This window comes from Fluviicoccus keumensis (assembly GCF_004217445.1).
GTDB classification, from domain to species: domain Bacteria; phylum Pseudomonadota; class Gammaproteobacteria; order Pseudomonadales; family Moraxellaceae; genus Fluviicoccus; species Fluviicoccus keumensis.
Genome location: NZ_SHKX01000016.1, coordinates 62,411 through 88,520 on the forward strand (window position 1 = coordinate 62,411; position 26,110 = coordinate 88,520).

A 26,110-nucleotide genomic window follows, 5' to 3' on the forward strand; every position below is an offset into this window, starting at 1 on the left:
CCGCGTCCCGCAAACCCATTCCAACCGGACGCAAAATGGCTTAAAAACGTTCCCATTCCTTCGGGTCATTACATAACAAGGAGTCTGTCCCATGTCTTCCACGATCGAATCCGTCCTGCACGAGAACCGTCATTTTCCGCCCTCCGCCGAATTCGCCGCCAAGGCCCGCGTTTCGGGCATGGAGGCTTACCACGCCTTGTGCCGCCAGGCCGCCGAGGACTACGAGGGGTTTTGGGCCGGTCTGGCCCGCGAGCGCCTGAGCTGGAAGCGGCCGTTCACGCAGGTGCTGGATGAAAGCAATGCGCCGTTCTATTCATGGTTTGCCGACGGCGAGCTGAACGTTTCCTACAATTGCCTGGACCGTCACCTGCCGGAGCTGGCGAACAAGCTGGCCATCATTTTTGAGTCCGACAACGGCACCGTGACCCGCGTCACCTACGCCGAACTGCACCGCAAGGTTTGCCAGCTGGCCAACGGCCTGAAGAGTCTGGGCATCACCAAGGGCGACCGCGTGCTGGTGTACATGCCGATGAGCATCGAGGCGGTGGTGGCGATGCAGGCCTGCGCCCGTATCGGCGCCATCCATTCCGTGGTATTCGGCGGTTTCTCGGCCAAGAGCGTCAATGAGCGCATCATCGACGCCAAGGCGCGGCTGGTGATTACCGCCAACAGCGGCGTACGCGGCGGCAAGATTGTGGCGCTGAAGGACACCGTGGACGAAGCGCTGGCGATGGGCGGCTGCGAGTCGGTGGAGCGCGTGGTGGTGTTCAAGCGCGTGCTGCACGAAGATGGTCCGTGGACGCTGGGTCGCGACATCTGGTGGCATGACCTGGTGGCCAAGCAGCCCGAAGTCTGCGAGCCGACCTGGGTGCTGGCCGACGATCCGCTGTTCATCCTCTACACCTCCGGCTCCACGGGCAAGCCCAAGGGCGTGCAGCACAGCAGCGCCGGGTATCTGCTGGGCGCGGTCAACAGCATGCTCTGGACCTTCGATTACAAGCCCGATGACGTGTTCTGGTGTACCGCCGACGTGGGCTGGATTACCGGCCATACCTATGTCGCCTACGGCCCGCTGGCGGTGGGCGCAACGCAGGTGATTTTTGAAGGCGTGCCGACCTATCCGGACGCCGGGCGTTTCTGGAAGATGATCGAGGAACACCGCGTCACCACCTTCTACACCGCGCCGACGGCGATCCGTTCGCTGATCAAGCTGGGCGGCGAGTTGCCGAAGCAGTACAACCTGTCGTCGCTGCGCCTGCTGGGTTCGGTGGGCGAGCCGATCAACCCGGAAGCGTGGATCTGGTACCACGAAGTGGTCGGCGGCGGCCGCTGCCCGATTGTCGATACCTGGTGGCAGACCGAAACCGGCGGCCACATGATCACGCCGCTGCCGGGCGCGGTGGCGACCAAGCCGGGTTCCTGCACCTTCCCGCTGCCGGGTATCATGGCCGATGTGGTGGACGAAGCCGGGGAGCCGGTGGAGCTGGGCAAGGGCGGCATCCTGGTGATCAAGCGGCCGTTCCCGTCGCAGGTGCGCACGCTGTGGGGCGACCCCGAGCGCTTCAAGAAGTCCTATTTCCCGGAAGAGTTCAACGGCAAGTACTACCTGGCCGGCGACTCCGCCAACCGCGACGCCGAAGGCTATTTCTGGATCATGGGCCGCATCGACGACGTGCTGAACGTCTCCGGTCACCGGCTGGGCACCATGGAAATCGAGTCGGCGCTGGTGGCCAATCCGCAGGTGGCGGAAGCGGCCGTGGTCGGCCGTCCGGACGCCATCAAGGGCGAGTCGGTGGTGGCCTTCGTGGTGCTGAAGGGCGCGCGGCCGAGCGGGGCGGAAGCCAAGGCGCTGGTGGCGGAACTGCGCGACTGGGTGGCGAAGGAAATCGGCGCCATCGCCAAGCCGGATGACATCCGTTTCGGCGACAACCTGCCGAAGACCCGTTCCGGCAAGATCATGCGCCGCCTGCTGCGCGCCATCGCCAAGGGCGAGTCGATCACCCAGGACACCTCGACCCTGGAAAACCCGGCCATCCTGACGCAGTTGCAGGAAGCCAACTGAGGGTGAAAAAGCGGGCGCGATGACGTGGATTCCCTCTCCCATTGGGGGAGAGGGTTAGGGAGAGGGGGGCAACCCGTGGCCCGAACATGCTTCACCCGGCGACCACCGCCGAACCCTCTCCCGGCGCTACGCGCCACCCTCTCCCAAACCTTGGGAGAGGGAAATACTATTCAAAGGTTAACGACGATATAGTCATGCGCAGACTCCTTCCCCGTTTCGACTTGCAGGCCCGGCTGGACCAGGCGCAAAGCTATGCCGAATGGCTGGCCGCCGCCGAGGCGCTGGACGAGGCCGAGGGCTTGCTGGAATGGCGGCAGACCGACGGTTCCGCGTTCTTTCATGAGCGGCTGATCCGCGACCATATCCGCCGCATGCGGACGCTGCGCCAGTCCGGCGACCTGGAAGCGCTGGCGGCGCTGTTGCAGGAAAGCGTTTACCGTCATCTTGGCGAGCTGAACAATCCCGAGCTGTATCTTTATGCCCGTTCCGGCACCAAGCATGTCGTGACCGAATACCTGGACGAAGTGGAATGCGTGATGCGCACGCTCTGCGAACAGACCATTCCCGGCATGAGCGAGGCGCGCAAGCTGGCGCTGTTCGAGCAGGCGGCGCTGATCTACGGCCGCCCGGCGCTGATGCTGAGTGGCGGCGCGGCTTTCGGTATTTATCATCTGGGCGTGGTCAAGGCGCTGTGGGAACAACGCCTGCTGCCGCAGACGCTGGCCGGGTCCAGCATGGGCGCGATCGTGGCGGCGGCAGTTTGCAACCGCTCCGACGCCGAACTGGACGACCTGTTCGCCGAATCGCAGGACCGCATCCACCGCATTGCGCTGCGCTGGCGCACGCCGGTGGGGATGTGGAAGCACCGCACCGCCATGGATGAAACGCAGGTGTTCGAGCACATTGTCGCCAACGCGGGCAGCGCCACCTTTCTGGATGCCTACCGCCACAGCGGCCGCATCCTGAATATATCCGTATCACCGACGCGCACGCGGCAGAAGCCGCGCGTGCTGAACTACCTGACCTCGCCGGACGTGCTGGTGGAATATGCGGCGCAGGCTTCATGCGCGGTGCCGGGCCTGTTCCCGCCGGTGGCCTTGCAGGCGCGGCGGGCGGACGGCCGGCAGATGCCCTACATGAGCACCGAAACCTGGATTGACGGCACCGTGCACGGCGATCTGCCGCGCGAACGGCTGGCGCGGCTGCACAACGTCAACCAGACCATCGTCAGCCAGGCCAACCCGCACGTGATTCCCTTCATTACCCACCGCAAGCAGCGCGGCATCCAGGCGGTCGGCAAGCGGGTGGTGTCCTCGTTCATCCATACCGGCACCGCCGAACTGCTGGATATCGGCCGGCAGTTGCTTGAGAAAACGCCGCTGAACCCGGTACTGGCGCAGGCCCACGCCGTGGCGGCGCAAACCTATCTGGGCGATATCAACATCCAGTATCCGTTCCGGCCGTCGGCCTACCTGAAAGTAATTTCCAACCCGACCCCGCAGGGACTGGCGGACTATATCCGCGCCGGGGAGAGGGCGACCTGGCCGCAGATGGCGATGATCCGCGACCTGACCCGCATCAGCCGGGTGTTTCCGGAATGCATCGCCGTGATCCGCGAGCGGATGCGCCCCCGTGTCGTGGACGCACGCATGGACTAGCGTGACTGGCCGTCCGGCTCATTCACGAAGTTGCCATGGAAATTATCCGGCAGTCATGAAACGCTGCCGGGCTGTTTACGCAGGAGCCCCCATCATGAACATGCCGACCCGTTCTTTCAGCCGCAGCCGTCGTTCCCGCAGTCGTCGCCTTAAACCGCAACTGATTCTGGCGGGCATCTGTGCCCTGATCATTACGGCCGGAGCCGGTTTTTTCCTGCTTTCGCTCTGGGGATCGGTTCCCAATGTCGCCGGTGTCTGGAAAGGGTTGTCGGATGGCCGCACCTACGTGATTGAGCGTGAAGGCGACAGTTACCTGCTGGAAGCGGGCGGCCACCGGCTGCCGGTCCAGGGCATCGGGGCCGACCGGCGGGAAGGACTGCTGCAAATGTCGGTCCGGACCGATTCCGGCTTGCTGGCGAATTGGACTTTTCAGGGCATGGATGCCATTCAGGGCGCACCGGCCATTCATCTGGACCAGGACGGGCTGCTCTCGGAAACATTGATTTTGCAGCATCCGCTCCGCCCGGATGATCGTCGCCGCCTGCAGCAGGAAGCGCCTTTGGCCCATGCCGGCTGGTCGCCGTCGTTTGATTGCGCCAAAGCGGCGTCGCAAACCCAGCGCATCCTTTGCACCGACCCGGCGCTGGCCGCCGCTGACAACGTCATCGCCGGACTGATGAAGCATGCCGATGCGGCGGAAAAGGCCGATGAGGAAACCTGGGAAAATGAAGTCCGCGATACCTGTCCCGATCTGGGTTGCATGCATGCGGCTTATCGCGACCGGCTGCGGGCGTTGAACATGGCCAACGATGCGAAGGAAGTGGCCAAAATCGAAAAGGAATATGACATGACCAAGCCGATGCCGGAGCCGGCGGAAGCGGCTCCCGCCGCCACCCCGGCGGCCTCCGCGCCGCCCGCAATGGATGAACTCTCCGCCGGACAGGACGATCCGGATGATAACTGACGGCCCCAAATGACAAGATTTTGACCCGAGTTGGACTATCGTGCTTGATTTCGCGGCCGGTAAGATGTTTCTATCGGAAAACGATACTTCAGGCGTATGACGCCGGAACACTGACCCAACCCGCGGGAGTTTTCATGTCCAGCCAGCATCTTGATGTCATTATTGTCGGCGCCGGCCTGTCCGGTATCGGCGCGGCCTTCCACCTGCAACGCGACTGCCCGAAAAAGACCTACGCCATCCTGGAAAGCCGTCAGGCCATCGGCGGCACCTGGGATCTGTTCCGCTATCCCGGCATCCGTTCCGACAGCGACATGTACACCCTTGGCTACAGCTTCAAGCCCTGGACCAACCCCAAGGCCATCGCCGACGGCCCTTCCATCCGCAGCTACATCCAGGAAACCGCCCGCGAGAACGGCATTGACCGCCACATCCGCTACGGCAAGAAGATTGTCAGCGCCGCCTGGTCCACGCCCGATGCCTGCTGGACACTGAACATCCAGAACACCGCCACCGGCGAAACGGAACAGCTGACCTGCAACTACCTGTGGATGTGCACCGGCTACTACAAGTACGACAAGGGCTACACCCCGGACTTCCCCGGCCGCGACACCTTCAAGGGCCAGATCATCCATCCGCAGCACTGGCCGGAAAACCTGGATTACGCGGGCAAGAAGGTGGTGATCATCGGCAGCGGCGCCACCGCCGTGACGCTGTTGCCCGCCATGACCGACAAGGCCGCGCACGTCACTATGCTGCAGCGCTCGCCGACCTACATCGTCACCATTCCCGAGAAGGACCCGATCGCCACCGGCCTGCGCCGTTTCCTGCCGGAGAAGGCGGTCTACCGCATCACCCGCGCCAAGAACGTGTCGCTGACGCTGGGCTTCTTCAACCTGGCGAAGAAGAAGCCGAAGCCGGTGCGCCGCCTGCTGCTGTCGCTGACCCGTCGCCAGCTGGAGGGCAAGGTGGACATGAAGCACTTCACCCCCAGCTACAATCCGTGGGACGAGCGCCTGTGCGCGGTGCCCGACGGCGACCTGTTCAAGGTGCTGCGTCAGGGCAAGGGTTCGGTGGTCACCGACCATATCGACACCTTCACCGAAAAGGGCATCAAGCTGAAGTCCGGTCAGGAGCTGGAAGCGGACATCATCATCACCGCCACCGGCCTGGATTTGCAGATCATGGGCGGCGCCACCTTCAGCGTGGACGGCAAGCCGGTCAACCTGACCGAGCGCATGAACTACAAGGGCATCCTGTTCGAGGGTATGCCGAACCTGGCGATGGTCTTCGGTTACACCAATGCTTCGTGGACGCTGAAGGCCGACATCAGCAGCGAATACGTCTGCCGCGTGCTGAACCAGATGGACAAGCGCGGCCTGCGCCAGAGCATGCCGGTGAACAAGGACCCGTCGGTGAAGCAGGAAGCCTTTGTCGAGATGCATTCCGGCTACATCCAGCGCGCGCTGGCGCATCTGCCGAAGCAGGGCAACAAGGCGCCGTGGAAGGTCTACATGAATTACATGCTGGATCTGGGGACGCTGCGTTACAAGCCGATTGATGACGGGGTGATGGAGTTTTCCAACCCGGTGGGGAAGGCGCAACGGGCGGCTTGATGTCGGCGGGGTAAATGAAAAAGGGGCCGGAAGGCCCCTTTTTTATTGACAGGCCCTGTTCGGCAAAGCCCTTCATCGTGGCGAAGGGTTGACGGGGAGGTTCCTTATAGAATGGTTAGCGGCCAACACTGATTCTCTCGATGCGAACACCAGTGAAAGCCATATTGTCCTTATCTGACCTCTCTCCCTCCAGAAAAGGGTCGAGCGACAGATACACCTCATCTTGAGTAACTATCAAAGTGCATTGGCTGATGTCTGAGCAAAGAAAATCGTCATACATCACATATTCAGACAAGCCAAATATGCGGAATGATCTCTGCACACCTTCGTAGTCGACTACGTTTAGGTCCACACAGTGCTCTGACGATTGCCAGTTATAGGAGATCGCAACGGATGCGAGTCTCGTGTCTCTGAAATCTTTCGATGTGATCATGCTTCCTTGACCGCAAACTAATGCTTAAGACGTAACGCCCTACAGTAAAATCAAAAGCTGAGGCTACCTCAGCGCCATCAAAAAATACCCCATAATTAGCTGGGGCGTTATCGCACTTGAAGAAAAAGTTATATCTGTTAACGGCGCTTATTTCCAGTCTTTAACAATTTTTTGTTTAAAGATTGCTGTTGAATTGCCTTTATGTAAATACTCAATTACACCCATCAGCTCTTTTGAAAGTCTATATTTATAGTATTCGATATTATTCTTGATTGAATATATTCAACATCACAAGAAAGCATCTTCAGCCGCAAGCTATCGCCAACTAAATAAGCATCTTCAAATGTATAACTAACATTAACCCTTTTGCCTTCATTGCCATCAAGCTTTTGCTGCAGGTCATATAATGAGTAATATTCGCCTCGTGATTTATCATCAATAAATATTGCATTATTGAGTCCTGACAAATGGAATTGACCTGGCTCTAATGAAGTGTTTTCTTTTAACCAAGCCTTGTCAATTACAGGCACGAAGCTTGTTATTCTAGGAGATGTAAGGCAATTCATTTCAATATTAAATTCGCGTATGAATGGGTTGCCATCTTTGTCTTCCCAGTCATCGTCTCTTTGTTCACGAACAATTAGTAAGTCTATGCGATTGTTTTTAGCCTTTTTCTCTGCTCCGCTTTGATATCCTGTTTTGGTGGCAAAAACAGGCTTTAAATCGGGTATATCTCTAATTTTTCCGATTAAAGCATCAATTTTATCTATGGAAACCTTTGATGCATAATCCTTGCATTCAATAATGGTTTTATATGTGACGCCAGCCAATTCGTATTCCCAATACAGGTCAAACTCACGCTCAATACCTGAATTATCAATAATTTTTTTATTTCTTTCTATTTCTATATTTCGTTGGCCTCCCAATTCATCGGAATTCAGAAGCGCTTGCTGGAGACTTTGAACAAATATCTCATAATCTTTGCCATCCGACATGAGTCAGAACTCCATCCAAGATATAGCTTTGAAATCGACACCAAATTCGGTGCCTGTATTTTCCAGAAACGGCATGGAAGACGGAACACATTTCCCGCAAAGCCCCGTGCCGCAACAACCACAAGCTACCACACCCCCAAAATCCCGACAACGACCCTCCTTGCATTCCAGCCGACCGTGTGCCGTAGATCTGGCGGCCGTCATGCCCGGCCGTCTTGATGAAACCGGCAGGGCTTATGCATCCAACACCCTCCGCCACTTCGCAATCAACGCCCCATGATCCACCTCATCCGGATGAAACCCCGCCTTATAAAACGCCAGATAATGCGGCAGCGTACTGACGACCATATCCGCCAGATAAGCCGCATCACGCACATTCAGCAGCAACTTGCGCGGACTGCCCAGACTAGCCTTGCGGTCTTGCCACAGCAGGTTGCCGGTCATGGTCGCCACGCCCATCACAAAGCCCACCGACACCGTGCGCATGCTGCGCCGCCGCTGCGCCAGACTCTCCGGCCCGCTGCCGAACACCGCCTGATAGACATTGAACGCCACCGCCTTGTGCTCCAGCTCCTCCAGCGCATGCCACAGCCACAACTGCCGCAGGTTGTCGTCAAAGCCGTCGAACAGCTGCGGACGGCTAAGCAGGTGCGCGGCAATCAGGGCGGTAAAGTGTTCATAGGCCACCGTCGCCGCCAGTTGACGGCGCGGTGAACGGGTGCGCAGGGTGGCCATGCCCGCCTGCATTTGCGGCTCAAAATCCTGCAGGCGGTAATCGTCCGCCTGGATACCGGCATTGAAGCGGGCGTGCGCCTGCGAGTGCATCGCTTCCTGCCCGATGAACGCCGAAATATCCTTCTGCAACTGCGGATCGGTCACCCGGTCGCGGACATTGCGCACGCTATGCACAAAGAATTGCTCGCCGTCCGGGAAGGTGATCGACAAGGCTGTCAGCAGGTGCGACATCAGCGGCGACTGGCCCCGGAAGTAGTGACGCGGTAGCGGTCGCTCCGCATCGAAGCGGCTGCGGCGGACAGTGATGGCGCTCATGCCGGTCGGCTCCGTTCAGACTTCATGCACGAACAGTTCTCGCTCGAAACGCACCTGCGGCCAGAACACGCCGTCTTCAGCACGTTCCCCGGCAGCCACCACCATAATAGGGAAAGCGCCGTCCGGCAGGTTCAGCAGCTTGCTGACGCGGGCCTCGTCATAACCTTCCATCATGCAGGTGTCGTAGCCGTGCGCGCGGAAGGCCAGCACCAGGTTCTCGCAGGCCAGCGCGGCGCTCTTGGCAGCCCACAGCTTGACCTCGTCCTCGGTGAACGGACCACGCGGCAGCGGCGTGAAGATGCCGCCCACCGAGATCGCCGCCTTCTTCACCCGGGCAAAGCTGTTCAGCGGGCCGGGCATGTAGTTGTAGGGAATCATCTGGTAGTAACGCTTCACCAGCGGCGGTACTTCCGGCATCGGCCAGTCGCGCATCATTTTCTTGGAGAACTCGTTGACGCGGTCGGTGCGCGCCACGCAGACAATCAGTTCCGCCGCGCTCTTTGCCGCCCACTGGCTCATGCAGGCCTTGACCAGCTTGGCTTTCTTGCCGGACGAACGCACCACATAGAACTCCCAGGGTTGCAGGCCGGAGGAGCAGGGGGCCAGCATCGCCAGATCCAGGCAGTCGTCCACGACTTCCTTCGGAATCGGCTTGGCGGTGAACTTGCGCACCGAGCGGCGGCTGGTGACGACCTGGCGGAAGGCCTCGACGTCGATGCCTTGCGGGGCGGGCTCGTAATAGCGTTCCTTGCCGTCGATCAGTTTGGTCTGGATGGGCGCGTGCGTGGAAGCGGTCATCGGGGTAACTCCGGCTGTGATTTGACAGTGTCAAAATTATCGAACTGTTTGATGATTGTCAAACTGTTTGCGCGGAGCTGTCGTGATGGTTGCCAGCGGATCGGGAGTTACCGGGATTCGGTGAGCCATTCCTCGGTATGACGGTGCCGGTTCAGGCCCAGGGTTTCGAACGCGTCGTAGGCCGGTTCCGTAATCCGGACGCCCAGCAGGGCCAGAGCCTGATTGATGGGGCCGGTAGCGGCGGAGACCGGTTGCATGGCCAGATGCCCCGCGCGGAAGACGGCCGCGCCCTGTGCGCCCGCGCCGCCGCTGTAATCGGTTTCAATATAGGCGATGGGGCCGGACAACGAGGCGGTCAGCAGATAGTCGATCAGTTGGGAGGACAGGTAAGTGAAGCCTTCGGGAAAGCCGTGCAGCGGTCCCGGCAGCCACCGGTCCAGATCATCGTCACGCAGCGGCAGCAAGGACAGGCCCTGCGTCAACGGCACCGGGGCAGGCAGGGCATGCCGACGGGAAAGATCGGCAAGGACGGTGTTGGCGGCGATCAGGCCGGTGATGAAATGCCCCATGATGTCCCGAGCTCCCTTGAAAAACGTCTATTACCCTTGAATATTGTGCGCCTATCACGGCGCAGTGTCGATGCGGCTGTTCAGCAGGAAGATGACCTCACCCCGGTAAGCGGGCAAGCGCCGCAGCCGGTCTTGCCAGCCGGAGTCCCAGTCTCCGTCCTGCACCAGTCCGATCTTGAAGGGAATGTCCAGCCGCGACAGGCTGTCCAGGTAGCGTTCATAACCGGGTTCGGTGCGGCGGCCGCGATAGGTCTGCACCACGATTTCATCCACGACGCCTTGCAGACGATTCAGCGTGTCGACATCGCCGGTTTGCGTCCAGTCGAGCAGGCCGGTGATGCCCAGGCGGCAGTCGGTGGGCAGTTGTTGCCGTAGTTGCCGCAGGAAGGCGGCATAGTCGCCCAGGCGCAGGCTGCGGGCGTCAAAGTCGATCTGGATACCGGCGACACGGCTGCCGCGATGTCGCCACAGCGCCGCGCGGCGCGCCAGCGCCTTGACGATGTCCGGTGTCCAGTCCAGTCGCTGCACCCGCCACGACAGCCAGACCTCGGGCGTCGCCAGCCGCACCGGGTTGATCCCCTGGATATGCAGTTCCGCGCTCGGGCCGGTGCCGGAGATTTCGCCTTGCAGCACATACAGGGTTTGCGCCTGACGCAGCACTTCCGGCTGCGCCCGCACGCCCGCCCACAGCCAGAACTGGCGGTAATCGCCGGCCTGCACCGCCGCGAAGGCGGACTGCGCGACCAGCAGCGCCGCCGCCAGCCATGCGATGCGTTTCACCACCAGATCCGTTGCCGCTTCGCCCACTCGGTCTTGGCGTAGCGGGTTTTCAGCAGGGTGAACCAGCGCTGGCGTTCCCGGCGCGGAATGTCGGCGTTGCCGCAGTGGTTGTTGCCGCTGGTGGCGAAGCAGCTCAGCGCCCGCGACAGGGCGTAGGCGCGGTGGTTGTCGCTGACATCCGGGGCATTGATCACTTGCCGGTACAGGTCCAAGCTGGTGCGCGCCACGCCGCCGAAACGGTCAGGGCCGCTGCCTAGCGCGCCGTCCGGTTGTCCGGGGAAGGCGTAGTCGGTTTGATTCCGGAAGAAGTCGGCCAGGCAGTTGGTGGCGGCAGCGTCGCCGGGGGCTTCCGCCAGCCGCGCCGCCAGTTGCGCGATGGGGGTGCAGCCGTAGTCCGGCGAGGTGACGGTGGTATCCGGGGAAATGGCGGCCGGAGTCGCCAGGGTCAGGTTGCGGGCGAAGTCGGTGTAGAGGCCGCGCGTCAGGTCCTTGGCCAGCAGTTGCCAGTGCGCCGCGCCGCGTTCCTCCGGGCTCAGGTGCGCGGCAACCACCGCCTGACGTAACAGCGGTGCCGAGGCCACCGGCAGCACCGTTTGCCGGAACAGCGGCTGGGTAATCGGGGAGTCGGCGGCCAGCACCGTGGCCAGCCGGTCGGCGCGTTCCAGCGTCATCGCCAGCGTCAGTTGCAGCAGCGTGATCCGGGCGGGATCGCTTTCCTGCGCCAGTTGCCGCCGCCAGTGCGCTTCCGCTTCGTCCCAGCGTTTCAGCGCCGCCAGCGACAGGCCGTGCAGCACGCGGGTGCTGAAGTTGAGCAGGCTGCGCGGGGCGTCGTCGGGCAGGGCGGTGGCCTTGGCGGCGGCCGCGTAGTCATGGTCAATCTCATAGCGCTGCATCGCCAGCAGGTACGGTTGCCAGTCCGGGGCGGTCGGCCAGCCGGCGTCGGCAATCCGTTGCTTCAGCGCCGCCGCCGTGGGTTTGGCGGCCTGTTCCTCCGGCGAGGCCCAGGGCGAGGGCGCGCGCAGGTTGCGCAGGCCGTCCACCAGCAACAGCTCCGGCAGGGCGGCCGGGGCCTTGGCGGGCATGCGGTCCAGCAGCTTGTGGTCCAGCTCGATCAGCAGGAAGTAATTGCCGTCGCCGCTGCGGAAGGCTTCGGTAAAGCGGCGCGCCAGCGATTCGCTGTCCTGCTGCAGCCAGTCCACCCGGCGGTACAGCCGCCGCGCCGAGGCGTTGTAACGACCTTGCGGATAGAGGCGGAGGTAGTCGTCAATGCGTGCTTCGGCGCGGCGCAGGGCGGCCTGGTCGACCTTGGCCAGATCCAGGTCGCCCCATTCGCCGACGGCATTCTGCTGCGCCCGGTTCAGCGGCGTGCGGATCAGCAGGTAACGGGCGGTCTCGGCAATCCACGGCGAGGCGGCCCCGGTCAGCGCGGCGAAACCGGCGTCGGCCTGATCATACTGCGCGTTGTAGAAAGCGGCGGCGGCTTGCAGGTAGCGGGTGAATTCCGCGCCCGCGCCTTTTTCCGGAAACCCGGCGGGCGGCGGCTTGAGATTGCCCTCGCACTGGCCGGTCAGTTGCAGCCGCGCCTGCGCCAGCGCGCGGGTGTCGGCGGCGGGCAGGGCGGCCTGTTGCAGGGCTTCCAGGAAGCCGGTGACGGCGGCCCCCGCGTTCGACTGGCAGGCCGTAGCCGGATAGTTGCCCCAGCTGTCCGTCACCGGCTGCCAGGCGCTGTCGGGCAGGCCCAGCGCGCCCAGCACGGCGGGCGGCGTGGGCGCGGAGTCATTGCCGGAGGCGGCGGCATCGTCCTCGCTCATCAACTGCTGCATGTTGTAGTCGGCGGCGAACAGCGGCGGGTAGCCGTCGGCGGGCAGCGCCCAGGGGCGGGCTTTGTATAGTCCCTTTTCCGCCAGCACCAGCGCCAGGTTCATGCGCGTATCGTTTTCCGGCGACAGGAAGGGCAGCGCCGCCAGCCCGCATTGCCGGGCGCTCAGCGTCAGTTCGGCGGTGCAGCCGTCGGGGCCGCAGGCCTGCGCGGCGGTAGCGAAAAGGGACAGCGTGGTGATCAATACGGACAGGCGGCGCATGACGGGCTCGGCGGGCTTTCGCAAGGGGAAAGCCCAAGGGTATAGTCCGGGGTCACCTGTCGTCCAGCCGGAGTTTTCCCATGCCCTTCATTCGTGTCCGCGACGGCCAGTCGCTGTATGTCCGCATCGTCGGTCGCGGCCAGCCGGTGCTGATGCTGCCCGGTCTGGGCATGCACAGCGCGCACTGGCTGCCGTTCATCCTGCCCTATCTGGGCCGGTTCCGTTTTTACCTGCCGGACTTTCGCGGTCACGGCAAATCCGCCGGGGTCCGCCTGAACCAGACCGATGTCTTCCACAACCACATGGAGGATGTGCAGGACCTGATTGCCGGGCTGCACCTGCACGACTTCCTGCTGGCGGGCATCTCGCTGGGTGGTTCGACGGCGCTGCACCTGAACCGCGAGGCGGGTCTGCACGGCGTGCGCCGCTATCTGCATATTGACCAGTCGCCGTGCGTGGCCAACCGCTCGGACTGGAGTCACGGCCTGTTCGGCCTGCGTCAGGACGAGTTGTTCGGGCAGATGCACCGGCTGGGCGACCTGCTGGATGAACATGCCGGGCTGACCCATCTGGGCGAATTACCCCCGGTTGCGCGGCGGGAAGCGGCGGCGACGCTGGCGGAAGTCGCGGTCGCCATGAGTGGCAAACCCTTGCTGAAGCCGCTGGTGCGGCAACTGCTGGCCAGTCCCGGACAACTGTCGAAGCGCCTGCCGCTGACCCGGCTGGACGACTGCCGCGCCTACCTGCGCGCGTATACCGTCGGCAGTCACGACTACCGGCAGGCGCTGCGGCAGTGCGCGCTGCCGGTCACGGTGATGGTGGGGATGAAGTCGCCGCTGTACGCCCCGGCCGGGCAGATGGCGATTGCCGATTACGCGCCCAACGCCCGGATCGTGCGTTTCCACAAATCCGGGCATGCCCCGATGGTGGACGAACCGCTGAAGTTCATCCGTGAACTGGGGCGCTTCCTGCACGGCTAAGCCTAGCGGTAGCGGCCGGTCAGGCAGGCGCGCTGGTCGGCGTCCACCAGCCGCACCACGTGCCAGCCGTTGTCGGCCGCCGGGGCGGTTTCCACCGCCAGCACCCCGGAAGGCAGCGGCACCGGCCGCTGGAAGCGCACCTCGATTTCCCGGATGCGGCCCTGCCGCGCCAACTGCTCATAAGTGCGGGCGAACATGCCCAGTCCTTGCAGCACAGTGCGGCCGAAGGGCGACTTGCGTCCGGCGCTGTCCAGCCAGTGGATCGGGTTGAAGTCGCCGGTCAGCAGCGCGAACTGGCGGCCGTCGCCGGGTTCGGCCTGCCAGTGGCCGCTGAAGGCCCAGGCCTTGGTGGCGGCCTTGAACGGCTTGGTCATTGCCGCACGCTGCGAGGCGCCGGGCTTGAGGAAGGCCGAATGCAGGATCGCCACCACTCGCTCCGGCTGCTCGGCGGTGCCGGTGGTGATGCGCACCGCCACCTGCGTCACGCCGCCGGACTCGATGATCGACTCCAGGCTGGCGCGCACGATCAGCCGCCGTCCGGCGGGCAGCGGCGCGTAGACGCGCATCGACACCCCCTGATTGATCACTTCCGCCAGATTGTAGGGCGACTGGTCGAACATGCGCAGTGCAGGCGACAGGCCCCACTGGCAGAACAGGTGCGGCGGTACGGTCAGCGCATCAGGGCGGGCGACGCCGCACCAGTCCTGATAGGCTTCAACCAGATAGCGCGCGGGCGGGTCGATGGTTTCAATGACGGGACGGTATTCCGCGTGCGGTCGTTTGGGCAGGTAAGCAGCCAGCATCGACTTCACGAACAACCGCAGCCACGTCCGGATCATCGGGCCGTGCTGCAGCATCAGTGCCACGGGCATGGTGCCGGGCGGCATGTAAACGAACATCGTCAACTCCTGTGGACAGCCGGTGCCCGCCCCAAGCCTTGTGGGCGCGGCGGACGATGGCGAGGCCCCGATTATTGGCCGCGCCGCCATCACCCGTCTTAGCCGATTGCGACAGCAAAACTGTCGCTGTGCGACAACCGACCGCCGCACATGGCAAATGCGCGGCGCTTTCACTATAGTCGGGCGGCCGGGTTGTCCCGGCGCAGCATCAGGAAGGTCAGCCTTGGCGTCACCGCAAACCGGCTCAAGCGCCGCGCCCGTGTCCCGCACGGTCGCCGTCAATTATCTGCGCGCCTTTTTCGAATATGTGCAGCGGCAGGGCCTGTCCCTGCCGGAGCTGCTGGCGGATTTCGGCATTGATCCGGCCGAACGCGAGGGCCGCGTCTCCGTCGCGGATTGCCACCGCTTGTTCCGCCGCGCGGCGGAATTGCTGGGCGATGAGGACATCGGCCTGCACGCCGGGGAACTGATGCGGCTGGGCTATTACGGCGCTGCCGCCTATGCCGCCCTCAGCTGCCAGTGGGGGCGCGAGGCGGTGGGCTACCTGTCGCGCTACCAGTCGCTGGCCATGGATGTTGGGGCGCCGCGCATCGAGCCGGACGGCGAGACGCTGGTGATTCACTGGCACACCAACGCGCAGTGGCGGCAGAACCGCTATCTGGCCGACTACAACCTCTCCGGGCTGCTGGCCTGCAGCCGCATGGTGATGGGCGATGACCTGCGCCTGGTGCGCGTGGACATGGCTTACGCCGCCCCTGCCGATGCCTCGGCACTGCAACGCCTGTGCGCCTGCCCGATCCGTTTCGACCAGCCTGTCTACCGGCTGGCGGTGCCGCTGTCGATGCTGGATTACGCCCTGCCGGAACCCAATCCCGAGGTCTGCCAGGCCATGGCGCGGCTGGCCGAACAGCAGCTGCAACTGTTCAGCCGCGATGACGGCTTCCTGTCGCAATTGCGGCAGCAATTGGCGGCGCGGCTGGGGCGTGGCGCGGTGTCGCAGGAGGAGCTGGCGGCGGCGCTGGGCATCCATGCGCGCACCCTGCAACGGCGGCTGGGCGAGCTGGGGCTTACCTACTCGCAACTGGTGGACGAGGTGCGGCAAACGCTGGCCGCCGCCTACATCCGCGATCCCGGCCTCAGCCTGGGCGAAGTCGCTTTCCTGCTGGGTTTTTCCGAGCAGAGCAATTTCCAGAAGAGTTTCAAGCGCTGGTTCGGGGAAACGCCGGGCCGCTATCGTCGCAACCTAGTTTGAAAGCCTCTGGCTGAACGCGCCGTTTCTCACCCATAATGCGCCATTGCCCGACCGAGCCGGAGATGCCGTCATGCACCCCAACGCCCAACTGATCACCACTTTTTACGAAGCCTTCCAAAAGCTGGACGCCGAAACGATGGCCGCCTGCTACCACCCCGACGTGCGCTTCACTGACCCGGTATTCCCCAAGCTGCAGGGTGATGAAGCCGCCGACATGTGGCGGATGCTGGCCTCGCGCGCCAAGGATTTCAGCCTGACCTTCGACGACGTGCGCGCCGATGACAAGACCGGCGAGGCGCACTGGGTGGCCACCTACACCTTCAGCCAGACCGGCAACACCGTCGTCAACGACATCCGCGCCAGCTTCACCTTCAAGGACGGCAAGATCATCACCCATACCGACCGCTTCCACCTGTGGCGCTGGGCCGGGCAGGCCCTGGGGCTGAAGGGCTGGCTGCTCGGCGGCACGCCGCTGGTGAAGAACGCCATCCGCAAGCAGGCGGCGAAGGGACTGGCGGCTTACCGCAAGGAAATCGGCCGCACCTAGGCTACGGCCGCCGTCCGGGATAACATTCTCGGACAAATCCGCTCGTCAGCCGGATGCGTTTTCCCCGATAATCGCGCCCGACCCGTTCCCTTCACTTTTTGGAAAACCCGCATGCGTTCCCTGTTGCTGGTCCTGAGCTTCGCCATCCTTGCCGGTTGCGTGTCCCATCCCGTCCCCCCCGTGGTTCCCAAGCCGGAACCGGGCAAGACCGAACCGGTCAAGCCGGAAGTGCCGCCCAAACCGGAAGCCCCGACCGCGCGTTACCTGCCCGCCGAATGGATTGCCCTGCCGGACTGGCCCGGCGAGAAGCTGCTGGCCACCTGGCCCGCCTGGCTGAACTCCTGCAAGCGGCTGGCGTCGCGGCCGGTGTGGAAGGATGCCTGTGCCGAGGCTGTGATGCTGGACCCGAAGGATGACGAGACCGTCCGCGAGTTTTTCGAGCGGCGTTTTTCGCCGTGGCGGATTGAAAGCAGCACCGGCGCACAAAGCGGCCTGATTACCGGCTATTACGAACCGCTGCTGACCGGCGGCCTCAGCGCGAAGCCCGGTCGCGTGCCATTTTTCAGCGTACCCGAAGATTTGCTGACGCTGGACATCGGCTCCCTGTACCCTGAACTGAAGGGACGGCGCGTGCGCGGCCGTCTGGTCGGCAAGACCGTGACCCCCTACTGGAGCCGCGCCGACATCAGCAGCGGCAAGCTGACCGGCAACCCGAAAGTGCTGGCGTGGGCGGATGACGCCGTCGAGGCCTTTTTCATGGAAGTGCAGGGCTCGGGACGCATCAAGCTGGACGACGGCTCGATGATCCGTCTGGGCTATGCCGACCAGAATGGTCACCCCTACAAGTCGATCGGTCGCTGGCTGGTGGACCAGGGCGAGCTGACGCTGGACCAAGCCTCCATGCAAAGCATCCGCGCCTGGGCGGCGGCGCATCCCGAACGTTTGCAGGAAATGCTCAACGCCAATCCCAGCCAGGTGTTCTTCCGCATCCTGCCCGGCACGGACGGCCCCATCGGCGCGCTGAACGTGCCCCTGACCGACGAGGCCAGCGTCGCCATTGATCCCAAGTTCGTGCCGCTGGGCACACCGCTCTATCTGGCCACCACCCGTCCCAACAGCGGCAAGGCCATGAACCGCATGGTGCATGCCCAGGATACCGGCGGCGCCATTGCCGGACCGATCCGCGCCGACTTCTTCTGGGGCTTCGGCGACCAGCCCGGCGAGCTGGCGGGCAAGATGAAGCAGCAGGGCCAGATCTGGCTGCTGTGGCCGAAGGACGCCCCGCTGCCGTCCGGCGGCGTGACCACGCCCTGAGGCGGATTGCCGCTTTCTGACATTTTGGGTCACCTGTCCGGGTGACCCGCATCGACTTTCATCGCGTTTTAACGACCGTTCGCCGGGTTGACCTGTGATGTGTGTCACATCCTGAAACCCTTGCGCTGCCTTAATTCAGACACTGTTCACAAAATCAGGAGACAGCTTCCCGCGCTGGCATCCGCCTTGCAGTTAACGGTGTATTAACGTTTTTTGTGCCGCTTCAAGGAGACTTCATCATGCGCACCGTCCGAACTGTCCAGGTCCTTTCCGATATCGAGCGTGAGCGCGCGCTGCTGAAGTCCCTGCTCAACACCTTTGGCAAGCGTCCCCATGTCACCTGGCAATACAGCGAAGAGGGCTTTGCCGATGTGGTGGTGCTGAGCGTCGACAACCCTTCCCTGGAGGTGATTGAACAGGCGCAGAAGCAGGGCCACCTGGTGGTGTTCTATGTCAACGACAGCGACAGCTCCAAATTGGGCGACCAGCCGTTCAAGCTGTCCAAGCAAGCGCGCGCCCGGCATTTCCTGGAGCTGATCGAGCAGATGGAAGGCTGGTTTGGCGATGACGTGGTGGACATGCTGCGCCTGCCGACGACCGGAGCCGCCAATGACACCCGCGCGGTGCTGGCCGGTTGAGACCGGGCGTGAAAAACAAAAAAGGAGCCGACAGGCTCCTTTTTTTTACCGCGAAGAACCTTAGTTCTTGGCGCGGGACTTGAACTCGCCGGTGCGGGTATCGATTTCAACGCGGTCGCCGATTTCGATGAAGGCCGCCACGGAAATTTCATGACCGTTGGCCAGCTTGGCGGTCTTCATGACCTTGCCGGAGGTATCGCCGCGGGCGGACGGCTCGGTGTAGGTGACGGTGCGGACGATGGTGGTCGGCAGTTCGACGGAAATGGCCTTGCCGTTGTAGAACACGGCTTCGCACACTTCTTCCATGCCGTCTTCGATGAAGCTGATGGCGTCGCCCAGGTTTTCCTTCTCGACTTCATACTGTTCGTAATCGCCGTCGACAAAGATGTACATCGGGTCGGCGAAGTAGGAGAAGGTCACGTCCTTCTTGTCGAGAATGACCTGGTCCAGCTTGTCGTCGGCCTTGTACACGGTTTCGGTCATGGAACCGTTCAGCAGGTTGCGCAGCTTCATCTTGACGACGGCAGCGTTGCGGCCCGACTTGTTGTATTCAGCTTTGATAACGACCATCGGGTCGTTGCCGGACATGAACACGTTACCGGCGCGGAGTTCCATTGCTGTCTTCATGATGTTTCACATAGTAGTCATGGGGGAATAAGGCGCGCATTTTACCTGACCCGGCTGAAAACGCATCACCGTTCAGCACAAAATTCTTCAAGTCGGGCGGCCAGGTCGGACTGATCGGACAAATGGCGGCAGAATGCGGCGCTGCCACGGATGACTTCGGGCCAGGCGCGGAACAGTCCGGCCGCGTCGATGGCGCCGTGATTCCATTGCCGTTGCAGTTCCAGCCAGCTTGCCGGCAGGCTCTCCCGGCACAGCGCCAGCCAGGCCTCCAGCTTGACCATGTGGGCGGCATCGTCCTGCGGATAGATGTGCCATACCAGCGGTCGCCCGGCCCAGTGCGCGCGGATGAACGAGTCCTCGCCGCGCACGAAATTCAGGTCGCAGGCCCACAGCAGGCGGTCGTAATCGTCCGGCGACAGGAAGGGCAACACCGCGATGCTCAGGCTTCCCTGCGTCAGGTGGTCCCCGGCGCGCAGCTCGCGGCCGCACCAGCGGCTGACTTCCGCCAGCACCCGGCCTTCGGGAACCGCCAGCAAAACCGGCTCTGACTCCCCGGCCAGTTGCGTCAGCAGGGCGGGGACCGCCGGGTTTTCGTAGGCGAACAGTGAGATGCGCTTTCCGGCCTGCATCGCTTCCGGGCAGTGCAGATAATCCCAGAAGGCCCGCTGTGTGGCCGGGTCGCGCTGGAAGGCATCGCGTCGCGTCAGGAGGTCGCGCTCGCGCAGCAATCCGCCGCTGCGCGGGTCGAAACCGGGAAAGAAGAAGTGCTGTCGCAACGGCAGGCGCGGGTGCGGCGAGGTCAGGCCGTGACAGCCCAACGTCCAGTCCTCGGCGGAAAGGTATTCCAGGTTCAGCCAGACCGGCGCGGGTTGCTTTTGCGCCATTGCATTCAGAAAGGACTCGGGCAGGCGGCAGCCGAAGCCTTCAATGATGATGTCCGCCGGGATGACGCCGTCGGCAGCGCCTTCGACCCAGTGACGAACCTCCAGCCCTTGCCAGCTTTGCACGGCAGCGCGGGTATCCAGCTCCGGAGCCAGGCGGCTGAAGCTGGCCAGGTCATCCACCCACAGGCGCACGGCATGGCCGTATTCACGATGCAGTTGCAAGGCTAGGCGGCGGCAGACGCCGATGTCGCCGAAGTTGTCGATGACGGTGCAGAAGAGGTCGATGGTTTTCATGGCCGTCATTCTACAAGCGGCCGACGGAAAGGGAAGCCGCGGGGTTGACCGGGTTGCCGGGCGACCGCCGTCGAATGGGCGGTAGTAATCCATCGCGCCGCACTTTATTCTCTAGCTGACCCAGAATGATTCCCGTTCACAATAATCAACCGCAAGGGCATCGGACACCATGAACCAAGTCACCCAACCCGGCCTCGGCCGCTCCACCGTCCTGGTCACCGGCGCATCCGGCTATATCGCCGGCTGGATCATCCAGTACCTGCTGGAAGAGGGCTGCACCGTACACGCCACCGTGCGCGACCCCAACAAGGCCTCCAGCGTCGGTCATCTGCTGAAGATGGCGGAAAACAGCCCCGGCACGCTCAAGCTGTTCAAGGCCGACCTGCTGGACAAGGGGGCGTTCACCGCTGCGATGGAAGGCTGCGACATCGTCATGCACACCGCCTCGCCCTTTGTGCTGGAAGGGTTCACCGATGCCAATGAAGCCTTGGTGCGTCCGGCGCTGGAAGGCACCCGCAATGTGCTGGAGTCGGTCAACGCCTGCCCGTCGGTGCGGCGCGTGGTGCTGACCAGCAGCGTCGCCGCCATCTACGGCGATAACTGCGATATCGAGAAAATCCCCTCGCGCACATTCACCGAAGACCACTGGAACACCACCAGCACCGTCGACCACAACCCCTACCAGTTCTCCAAGACCGTGGCGGAACAGGAGGCGTGGAAGATGCAGCAGGCACAGTCGCGCTGGGACCTGGTGACGATCAACCCGGCGATGGTCTATGGACCGTCGCTGACCAAGGGTAGCCAGTCCGCCAGCATCGACACCCTGGTCAAGATGGGCGACGGCCGCCTGCGCACCGGCGTGCCGAAGCTGACCTATGGCGTGGTGGATGTGCGGGAAGTGGCGCGCGCCCATGTGCTGGCCGCCTTCAAGCCCGAAGCCTCCGGCCGCCATATCCTCAACGCCGGGGAGCTGACCATGCTGCAGATCGCCAAAATCCTGCGCGGCAAGTTCGGCAAGCGTTACCCGTTCCCGACCATGGAAGTGCCAACCTTCGCGGTCTGGGCCTTCGGTCCGCTGTTTGACCGCAGCGTCAGCCGAGATTTCATCAAGAAGAACGTCGGTTATCCCGTGCACTTCGACAACAACCGCAGCAAGGCGCTGGGCGTGCGCTATCGTCCGGTGGAAGAAACCTTCACCGAGCATTTCCAGCAGATTCTGGATGATTGGCTGGTGAAAACGCGCTAAGCGCCGGAGAGCACCATGAAAAAGCAGAGACATCCCGCCTTTGACGGCAAACTGGCGCTGGTGACCGGAGCCGGTTCGGGCATTGGCCGCGCCACGGCGCTGCTGTTCGCTGACCTGGGTGCGCGGCTGGTGCTGTGCGACCGTAATCCGGAAGGCCTGCAGGAAACCGCACGTATCCTGCGGGAGAAGGGTGTGGACGTGCTGACCGAATCGGTGGACGTGTCCGACTGGGCGGCGATGCAAGCCTTGGCGGGCCGGGTGCACGGCAAGGTTGGCGCGCTGGACATACTGGTCAACAACGCCGGGGTCGCCACGTCCGGCGACTTCCTCAGCACGCCGGTGGAGGACTGGAGCTGGGTGTTCGGCATCAATGTCATGGGTGTGGTGCACGGTTGCAAGGTGTTCGGGCAGCGCATGGTGCAAAACGGCGGCGGGCATATTGTCAACATCGCTTCCGCCGCCGGTTATTACGCCGCGCCGGAGATGTCGGCGTACTCCGCCAGCAAGCACGCGGTGATGGGCTTGTCGGAGTCGCTGCGGCTGGAGATGGCCGAGTTCGGCGTGGGCGTCAGCGCCATCTGTCCGGGGGTAATCAATACCAACATCGTCTCCGCCATGCGTACCAACGGCGCGATGGTGCAGTCGCAGGGCAAGGTGGTGGACATTTATCGCAAGCGCAATTACGGCCCGGAAAAGGTGGCGGAAGCCATTGCCGAAGCGGTCATCCATAATCGCGCGGTGGTGCCGGTCAGTCCGGAAGCCTGGGTGTTGTACGCGGGCAAGCGGTTGATGCCGGGGGTGATGGACGCGGTGCAGCGAACCCGCCTGTTCCGCCGACTGAAGCCCTGAAACGCCGGCCATAAAAAAGGGGCGCATGATAGCGCCCCTTTTTTATGGATTTTCCGCCCGGGATTACTTCTTGTCCTGCGGCTTCTCGTCCTTCTTCTGGTCGCCCAACACGCTCTTCAGCGGGCAAACCTTGAAAGCGGGGCACTTGGCGCAACCGGCGGCAATGGCGATCGGGCAAATGGTCATGGCGGTTTCTCCTTGATGAAAGTCAGGACAGCATAGACCATCCATTTCATAAGCGTAAGCCGTTCAGGGTTATTCTACACCGCGCACGTCGATATATTCCACATAACAGCCGCCCTTGACGTCACGGCCTTCCACCGTTCCGCTGAAGGTGGCGCCGCCAACATAGCCGTTGCCCAGACCGTAGGTGAAGGGCGTGTCCTGGGTCATGCGCAGATCCAGCACCGTGCGGCCGTTGTCGCGCGCCAACCAGCGCCAGACACGCGGCAGTTTCATGGCGATGCCGTCCGGCGACACTGCCGGTTGCGGGTGGTATTCCTCGACCGTCACCTCGACATCGCGCAGGGTCTGGGTATAGCGATCCAGCCCGCGGATCAGCACGCTGCGGTTTACGGACAATCCCTTCATGGTGCAGTAGCTCAGCAGCAGCTGGGTGCGCTCGTCGATGTTGATGATGTTGTAGAAAAAGAAGTCCAGCGGCACCTTGCGTTTCCACGGCAGCGGCTTGTCGCGCAGCACATAGGGGCTGATGCAGGCGCCGTACTCGAAGGCGCACAGCCCGGACACGGTCATCGAGCCGCCGGGGCCGCAGATCATGCCCCGGTATTCCGACAGCAGGCTGATGTGTTCGTAGACCGGGTTCTTGATGAACCAGCTGACCTTGTCGGTATTCAGCACCTGCAGTTCGATCTCGTAGCCGCCGATATTGGCCTGCACGTGGTATTCCGGGTAGCCGCCGCGAATGATCACGTCGTCGCCGAAGCGGACCAGACGGCCATCGGCGCTGAATTCACCCTGACGGCCGATGGCATAGGAGCCGAAGTGGGATGGGTAGGTGGCGGCGGTGCCGGAAACGACGGTGGCGTTGTTCCGCGGCGTGTCGCGGCGGGCATAATCGATGTCGAAGCATTGCGCGCCGGGCGTGCCGATGATCGACATGATCGAGAAGTAGCGGTGCGGCGCGGGCAGGTCGGGAATCATCAGCCCGTAGTGGGTCCAGCCGTAGAACTTGGAGTCGGTGTGCGGCAGCAGCATGTCCGGCCGGTCGAAGGGCAGGCCGTCCTGGCGGTCGGCGTGGTCCAGCGTGTACAGCAGCTTGCGGAAGGCGGGGTCAATCAACTGGCTGAGGGACTTCATGGCGGGCGTCGGTCTCCGGGATTTGCACCCGACAATAACGCCCGCTGTGCGGCAATGCCAGTGCCGATCAGGCCTTCCGCAATACCATCAGCGAAAACGCTGCTTCCGTCTCAAAAGCCTCGTGGGCTTCCAGCGCCGCGCGCCGTTCCGGCCGGGCTTTCCAGACATAGGGCGTCATCGCCAGCAGTTGTTTCAGCGCGGTTTGCGTCAGCGATAGCGGGAAACGGATTTCCGCCTGTTCCTCCAGGGTGAAGGCGGTTTGCAGTTCCGGCAGGAATTTCTCGGGTTGGTGCGCCTGCACTTCGCCGAACAGGCCCTCGCGCACTTTCCACAGGTGGTCGGGGGCAGGGCGGGCCACCAGTACATGGCCGCCGGGCTTCAGTACACGCTGCATTTCCGCCACCGGCAGCGGGCTGAACAGGCTGCATACCGCATCGACGGAGGCATCGGCCAAGGGCAGGGCCGCGCCGCTGCCCACCAGCCAGGTGATGCCGGGATGCTTCTTCGCCGCCAGCCGCACGGCCGGCTTGGCGATGTCCAGACCGGTGATGTCGGTCGCGGCGGCGGTCATCGCGCCGGTGTACCAGCCTTCGCCGCAGCCCAGGTCCAGCAGGCTGTGGAGGTTCAGGGCTTGCAGGCGGGCGATCACCGCATCGCGCAGCGGGCCGTAGTAGCCGGCCTGCAGGAAGTCGCGGCGGGCCTGCACCATCTCGGGGTTGTCGCCGGGGTCGCGGCTTTTCTTCTGCTGCACCGGCAGCAGGTTGACGTAACCTTCGCGCGCCACGTCAAAGCTGTGGCGGTTGTCGCAGCGCCAGACGGCGGCCTCGCGCAGCAGGGGCAGGCGGCACAGCGGGCAGATCAGCGCGGGCATGGGGAAGGTCCGGACGGGGCGTGGGGGCGTGGGGGCGTATTGCACCTGATATCACGCCCGGACGCAACGGGCTTTCCCGTTTACCGCCCATCCCTCGGAATCACCTGGCTGATCATCCGCGACACATTGCCGAAGCCCAGGAAGCCTTCCGGTGCCAGGCTCTTGCCGGTATTGAGGAAGGCCACCGACATGTCCCGCTCCGGGTCGGCCCAGCACAGGATGTTGATGAAGCCCAGATGCCCGAAGGCCTTGGGCGTATTGAAGCCAAACAGGCTCCACAGCTTTTCGCCGTGCATGAAGCCGGGGGTGTAGCGTACCGGCGCGTTCATCGAGCGGTCCAGCATCAGCTTGCCCGGCTTGATGGCGGCGGCGATGGTTTCCGGCTTGAACACCTGCCGGCCGTTCCAGCGGCCGCCGTCCAGCAGCATCTGGTAGAAGCGACAGGCTTCTTCCGCCGTGGCGTAGATGTTGGCTGCGGGAATGACCGCTGACAGCCCGTCGGCCGAGTTGATGGCGGCGGTGACTTCGCCTTCCTCCACGCCGCCCAGCAGGTGGGCGATCATGTCGCTGACGATGGGCACGCGCTTCGGGCCGGTGGACAGGCTGAGCGCCACTTCGTGACGGCGGTCTTCCGGCATGCCGAAAGTCATGTGCTCGCAGCCCAGCGGGTCGGCAATGATGCGCTTCAGCAGGCCGGGCAGGGTTTCGCCCGAGGCGGCCATGGCCACCGCGCCCAGGATGTAGCCCGCCGTGGTGGCGTGATAGGCCTGGTCGCGGCCCGGCCGGTCAATCGGCGGGTAATCGCAGAGAATTTTTACCACCGCGTCGAAGTCGAACATCAGTTCCGGCGTCACGTCCTCGATGGGCATGGCACGGATGCCGGCGCGGTGCGTCAGCAACTGGCGGATGGTGGTGCGATGCTTGCTGTTGGCGGCGTAGGCGGGCAGGTGCTTCATCACCGGATCGTCCAGGTTCAGCTTGCCTTCCTCGCTCAGCTTGTGGATCAGCATCGCCGAGACCGCCTTCGACCCTGAAAACAGGCAGATCGGCGTGTCGGCGTCGGCCAGCAGGTGATGGTCGGCCAGCGATTCCCCGGATGCGCCGACGTGTGCCTTGCCGATGCCGCGACTCATCACGATCTTGCCGTGACGGCGGATCACCAGCGTCAGCGCAGGGTGCAGGCCGGTGCGGTAATAGGCGGTGACCGCTTCCCAGATCTTGTCGATGGCGGCCTGATCCAGCCCGACGTCCGCCGGGCGGCATTCCCGGTCGTGGTTGATGGTGGTGACATCATCCAGGTTGGCGGGCATGGCGACGCGGCGGCCGCCGGTCTTGAGGTGGGGAATCAGGGCGTTCAGCGGATCGCGGATCATGGGAGCTTCCGGA

24 protein-coding genes are annotated in these 26,110 nt (G+C 63.1%); 11 read left to right on the forward strand and 13 right to left on the reverse strand.

Annotation, left to right across the window (positions count from 1 at the left end; genetic code table 11):
- Positions 1-91: 91 nt before the first annotated feature.
- From acs to EV700_RS15370, 4 genes are all read left to right on the forward strand, one after another.
- Positions 92-2,062, forward strand: a complete 1,971-nt coding sequence (acs, locus tag EV700_RS15355; protein ID WP_130415419.1) for an acetate--CoA ligase — start codon at positions 92-94, stop codon at positions 2,060-2,062.
- Positions 2,063-2,256: 194 nt separating this feature from the next.
- On the forward strand, positions 2,257-3,720 hold the full coding sequence (locus EV700_RS15360; protein WP_130415421.1) for a DUF3336 domain-containing protein: 1,464 nt from the start codon (positions 2,257-2,259) through the stop codon (positions 3,718-3,720).
- Positions 3,721-3,814: 94 nt separating this feature from the next.
- Complete coding sequence (locus tag EV700_RS15365) at positions 3,815-4,684, forward strand: lysozyme inhibitor LprI family protein (RefSeq protein ID WP_130415423.1); 870 nt, start codon at positions 3,815-3,817, stop codon at positions 4,682-4,684.
- Positions 4,685-4,818: 134 nt separating this feature from the next.
- Complete coding sequence (locus EV700_RS15370; protein ID WP_130415425.1) at positions 4,819-6,297, forward strand: flavin-containing monooxygenase; 1,479 nt, start codon at positions 4,819-4,821, stop codon at positions 6,295-6,297.
- A gap of 657 nt (positions 6,298-6,954) precedes the next feature.
- On the opposite strand, the gene EV700_RS15375 is transcribed toward EV700_RS15370, so the two are convergent.
- The 6 genes from EV700_RS15375 to EV700_RS15400 all read right to left on the reverse strand — a co-directional run bounded on the left by EV700_RS15375 (position 6,955) and on the right by EV700_RS15400 (position 13,003).
- Complete coding sequence (locus tag EV700_RS15375) at positions 6,955-7,725, reverse strand: restriction endonuclease (protein ID WP_207224700.1); 771 nt, start codon at positions 7,723-7,725, stop codon at positions 6,955-6,957.
- A gap of 234 nt (positions 7,726-7,959) precedes the next feature.
- Complete coding sequence (locus EV700_RS15380; protein ID WP_130415427.1) at positions 7,960-8,775, reverse strand: metal-dependent hydrolase; 816 nt, start codon at positions 8,773-8,775, stop codon at positions 7,960-7,962.
- Between the two features lie 15 nt (positions 8,776-8,790).
- Positions 8,791-9,573, reverse strand: coding sequence for a nitroreductase family protein (locus EV700_RS15385; protein ID WP_130415429.1), 783 nt, complete (start codon positions 9,571-9,573; stop codon positions 8,791-8,793).
- Between the two features lie 107 nt (positions 9,574-9,680).
- Entirely contained in the window at positions 9,681-10,142 is a 462-nt protein-coding gene (locus EV700_RS15390; protein ID WP_130415431.1) for a hypothetical protein, read from the reverse strand.
- Between the two features lie 54 nt (positions 10,143-10,196).
- Complete coding sequence (locus EV700_RS15395) at positions 10,197-10,922, reverse strand: DUF3142 domain-containing protein (protein ID WP_242610290.1); 726 nt, start codon at positions 10,920-10,922, stop codon at positions 10,197-10,199.
- Positions 10,919-13,003 carry a PA5441 family protein gene (locus tag EV700_RS15400; protein ID WP_130415435.1) on the reverse strand — a complete coding sequence of 695 codons (2,085 nt, stop codon included), beginning with the start codon at positions 13,001-13,003 and terminating at the stop codon, positions 10,919-10,921. Before EV700_RS15400 ends, EV700_RS15395 begins: the two co-directional genes overlap by 4 nt.
- A gap of 80 nt (positions 13,004-13,083) precedes the next feature.
- Here EV700_RS15400 and EV700_RS15405 point away from each other — a divergent pair, with 80 nt between their 5' ends.
- A complete protein-coding gene (locus tag EV700_RS15405; protein ID WP_130415437.1) occupies positions 13,084-13,983 on the forward strand; it encodes an alpha/beta fold hydrolase in 900 nt (299 codons plus the stop codon).
- Between the two features lie 2 nt (positions 13,984-13,985).
- Here EV700_RS15405 and EV700_RS15410 read toward each other — a convergent pair whose 3' ends face one another.
- Positions 13,986-14,882, reverse strand: a complete 897-nt coding sequence (locus EV700_RS15410; RefSeq protein ID WP_165391515.1) for a MaoC family dehydratase — start codon at positions 14,880-14,882, stop codon at positions 13,986-13,988.
- Positions 14,883-15,105: 223 nt separating this feature from the next.
- On the opposite strand from EV700_RS15410, the gene EV700_RS15415 reads away from it, so the two are divergent.
- The 4 genes from EV700_RS15415 (at position 15,106) to EV700_RS15430 (ending at position 18,633) form a co-directional block, all read left to right on the forward strand.
- Positions 15,106-16,134: a helix-turn-helix domain-containing protein gene (locus EV700_RS15415; protein WP_165391516.1), complete on the forward strand. Its 1,029-nt coding sequence runs from the start codon at positions 15,106-15,108 to the stop codon at positions 16,132-16,134.
- A gap of 70 nt (positions 16,135-16,204) precedes the next feature.
- Positions 16,205-16,681 carry a nuclear transport factor 2 family protein gene (locus EV700_RS15420; RefSeq protein WP_130415443.1) on the forward strand — a complete coding sequence of 159 codons (477 nt, stop codon included), beginning with the start codon at positions 16,205-16,207 and terminating at the stop codon, positions 16,679-16,681.
- 111 nt (positions 16,682-16,792) lie between these two features.
- Positions 16,793-17,995: a murein transglycosylase A gene (mltA, locus tag EV700_RS15425; RefSeq protein ID WP_130415445.1), complete on the forward strand. Its 1,203-nt coding sequence runs from the start codon at positions 16,793-16,795 to the stop codon at positions 17,993-17,995.
- Between the two features lie 239 nt (positions 17,996-18,234).
- Complete coding sequence (locus EV700_RS15430; RefSeq protein ID WP_130415447.1) at positions 18,235-18,633, forward strand: hypothetical protein; 399 nt, start codon at positions 18,235-18,237, stop codon at positions 18,631-18,633.
- 60 nt (positions 18,634-18,693) lie between these two features.
- Here the strand turns inward: EV700_RS15430 and efp are convergent, their stop codons facing one another.
- Both efp and earP read right to left on the reverse strand, forming a co-directional pair.
- Positions 18,694-19,260 (reverse strand): elongation factor P, encoded by a 567-nt coding sequence (efp, locus tag EV700_RS15435; RefSeq protein ID WP_130415449.1) that lies wholly within the window; start codon positions 19,258-19,260, stop codon positions 18,694-18,696.
- 65 nt (positions 19,261-19,325) lie between these two features.
- Positions 19,326-20,438 carry an elongation factor P maturation arginine rhamnosyltransferase EarP gene (earP, locus tag EV700_RS15440; protein ID WP_130415451.1) on the reverse strand — a complete coding sequence of 371 codons (1,113 nt, stop codon included), beginning with the start codon at positions 20,436-20,438 and terminating at the stop codon, positions 19,326-19,328.
- A 169-nt stretch (positions 20,439-20,607) separates the two neighbouring features.
- Between earP and EV700_RS15445 the strand changes: the two genes are divergently transcribed.
- Both EV700_RS15445 and EV700_RS15450 read left to right on the forward strand, forming a co-directional pair.
- Positions 20,608-21,684 (forward strand): SDR family oxidoreductase, encoded by a 1,077-nt coding sequence (locus EV700_RS15445; RefSeq protein ID WP_130415453.1) that lies wholly within the window; start codon positions 20,608-20,610, stop codon positions 21,682-21,684.
- A 15-nt stretch (positions 21,685-21,699) separates the two neighbouring features.
- Positions 21,700-22,533: an SDR family NAD(P)-dependent oxidoreductase gene (locus EV700_RS15450; protein WP_130415455.1), complete on the forward strand. Its 834-nt coding sequence runs from the start codon at positions 21,700-21,702 to the stop codon at positions 22,531-22,533.
- A 63-nt stretch (positions 22,534-22,596) separates the two neighbouring features.
- Here the strand turns inward: EV700_RS15450 and EV700_RS17255 are convergent, their stop codons facing one another.
- The 4 genes from EV700_RS17255 to EV700_RS15465 all read right to left on the reverse strand — a co-directional run bounded on the left by EV700_RS17255 (position 22,597) and on the right by EV700_RS15465 (position 26,097).
- Positions 22,597-22,719, reverse strand: a complete 123-nt coding sequence (locus tag EV700_RS17255) for a hypothetical protein (protein WP_278044920.1) — start codon at positions 22,717-22,719, stop codon at positions 22,597-22,599.
- A 69-nt stretch (positions 22,720-22,788) separates the two neighbouring features.
- A complete protein-coding gene (locus tag EV700_RS15455) occupies positions 22,789-23,853 on the reverse strand; it encodes a DUF6670 family protein (RefSeq protein ID WP_130415457.1) in 1,065 nt (354 codons plus the stop codon).
- A gap of 67 nt (positions 23,854-23,920) precedes the next feature.
- Positions 23,921-24,724, reverse strand: a complete 804-nt coding sequence (locus EV700_RS15460; RefSeq protein WP_130415459.1) for a putative RNA methyltransferase — start codon at positions 24,722-24,724, stop codon at positions 23,921-23,923.
- An 80-nt stretch (positions 24,725-24,804) separates the two neighbouring features.
- On the reverse strand, positions 24,805-26,097 hold the full coding sequence (locus EV700_RS15465) for a serine hydrolase domain-containing protein (protein ID WP_130415461.1): 1,293 nt from the start codon (positions 26,095-26,097) through the stop codon (positions 24,805-24,807).
- Positions 26,098-26,110: the final 13 nt, after the last annotated feature.

Excerpts from the sequence above, each read along its gene's own strand:
- acs (WP_130415419.1), top strand. The coding sequence starts at position 92 with ATGTCTTCCACGATCGAATCCGTCCTGCACGAGAACCGTCATTTTCCG.
- EV700_RS15360 (WP_130415421.1), top strand. The coding sequence starts at position 2,257 with ATGCGCAGACTCCTTCCCCGTTTCGACTTGCAGGCCCGGCTGGACCAG.
- EV700_RS15365 (WP_130415423.1), top strand. The coding sequence starts at position 3,815 with ATGAACATGCCGACCCGTTCTTTCAGCCGCAGCCGTCGTTCCCGCAGT.
- EV700_RS15370 (WP_130415425.1), top strand. The coding sequence starts at position 4,819 with ATGTCCAGCCAGCATCTTGATGTCATTATTGTCGGCGCCGGCCTGTCC.
- EV700_RS15375 (WP_207224700.1), bottom strand. The coding sequence starts at position 7,725 with ATGTCGGATGGCAAAGATTATGAGATATTTGTTCAAAGTCTCCAGCAA.
- EV700_RS15380 (WP_130415427.1), bottom strand. The coding sequence starts at position 8,775 with ATGAGCGCCATCACTGTCCGCCGCAGCCGCTTCGATGCGGAGCGACCG.
- EV700_RS15385 (WP_130415429.1), bottom strand. The coding sequence starts at position 9,573 with ATGACCGCTTCCACGCACGCGCCCATCCAGACCAAACTGATCGACGGC.
- EV700_RS15390 (WP_130415431.1), bottom strand. The coding sequence starts at position 10,142 with ATGGGGCATTTCATCACCGGCCTGATCGCCGCCAACACCGTCCTTGCC.
- EV700_RS15400 (WP_130415435.1), bottom strand. The coding sequence starts at position 13,003 with ATGCGCCGCCTGTCCGTATTGATCACCACGCTGTCCCTTTTCGCTACC.
- EV700_RS15405 (WP_130415437.1), top strand. The coding sequence starts at position 13,084 with ATGCCCTTCATTCGTGTCCGCGACGGCCAGTCGCTGTATGTCCGCATC.
- EV700_RS15410 (WP_165391515.1), bottom strand. The coding sequence starts at position 14,882 with ATGTTCGTTTACATGCCGCCCGGCACCATGCCCGTGGCACTGATGCTG.
- EV700_RS15420 (WP_130415443.1), top strand. The coding sequence starts at position 16,205 with ATGCACCCCAACGCCCAACTGATCACCACTTTTTACGAAGCCTTCCAA.
- mltA (WP_130415445.1), top strand. The coding sequence starts at position 16,793 with ATGCGTTCCCTGTTGCTGGTCCTGAGCTTCGCCATCCTTGCCGGTTGC.
- EV700_RS15430 (WP_130415447.1), top strand. The coding sequence starts at position 18,235 with ATGCGCACCGTCCGAACTGTCCAGGTCCTTTCCGATATCGAGCGTGAG.
- efp (WP_130415449.1), bottom strand. The coding sequence starts at position 19,260 with ATGAAGACAGCAATGGAACTCCGCGCCGGTAACGTGTTCATGTCCGGC.
- earP (WP_130415451.1), bottom strand. The coding sequence starts at position 20,438 with ATGAAAACCATCGACCTCTTCTGCACCGTCATCGACAACTTCGGCGAC.
- EV700_RS15445 (WP_130415453.1), top strand. The coding sequence starts at position 20,608 with ATGAACCAAGTCACCCAACCCGGCCTCGGCCGCTCCACCGTCCTGGTC.
- EV700_RS15450 (WP_130415455.1), top strand. The coding sequence starts at position 21,700 with ATGAAAAAGCAGAGACATCCCGCCTTTGACGGCAAACTGGCGCTGGTG.
- EV700_RS17255 (WP_278044920.1), bottom strand. The coding sequence starts at position 22,719 with ATGACCATTTGCCCGATCGCCATTGCCGCCGGTTGCGCCAAGTGCCCC.
- EV700_RS15455 (WP_130415457.1), bottom strand. The coding sequence starts at position 23,853 with ATGAAGTCCCTCAGCCAGTTGATTGACCCCGCCTTCCGCAAGCTGCTG.
- EV700_RS15460 (WP_130415459.1), bottom strand. The coding sequence starts at position 24,724 with ATGCCCGCGCTGATCTGCCCGCTGTGCCGCCTGCCCCTGCTGCGCGAG.
- EV700_RS15465 (WP_130415461.1), bottom strand. The coding sequence starts at position 26,097 with ATGATCCGCGATCCGCTGAACGCCCTGATTCCCCACCTCAAGACCGGC.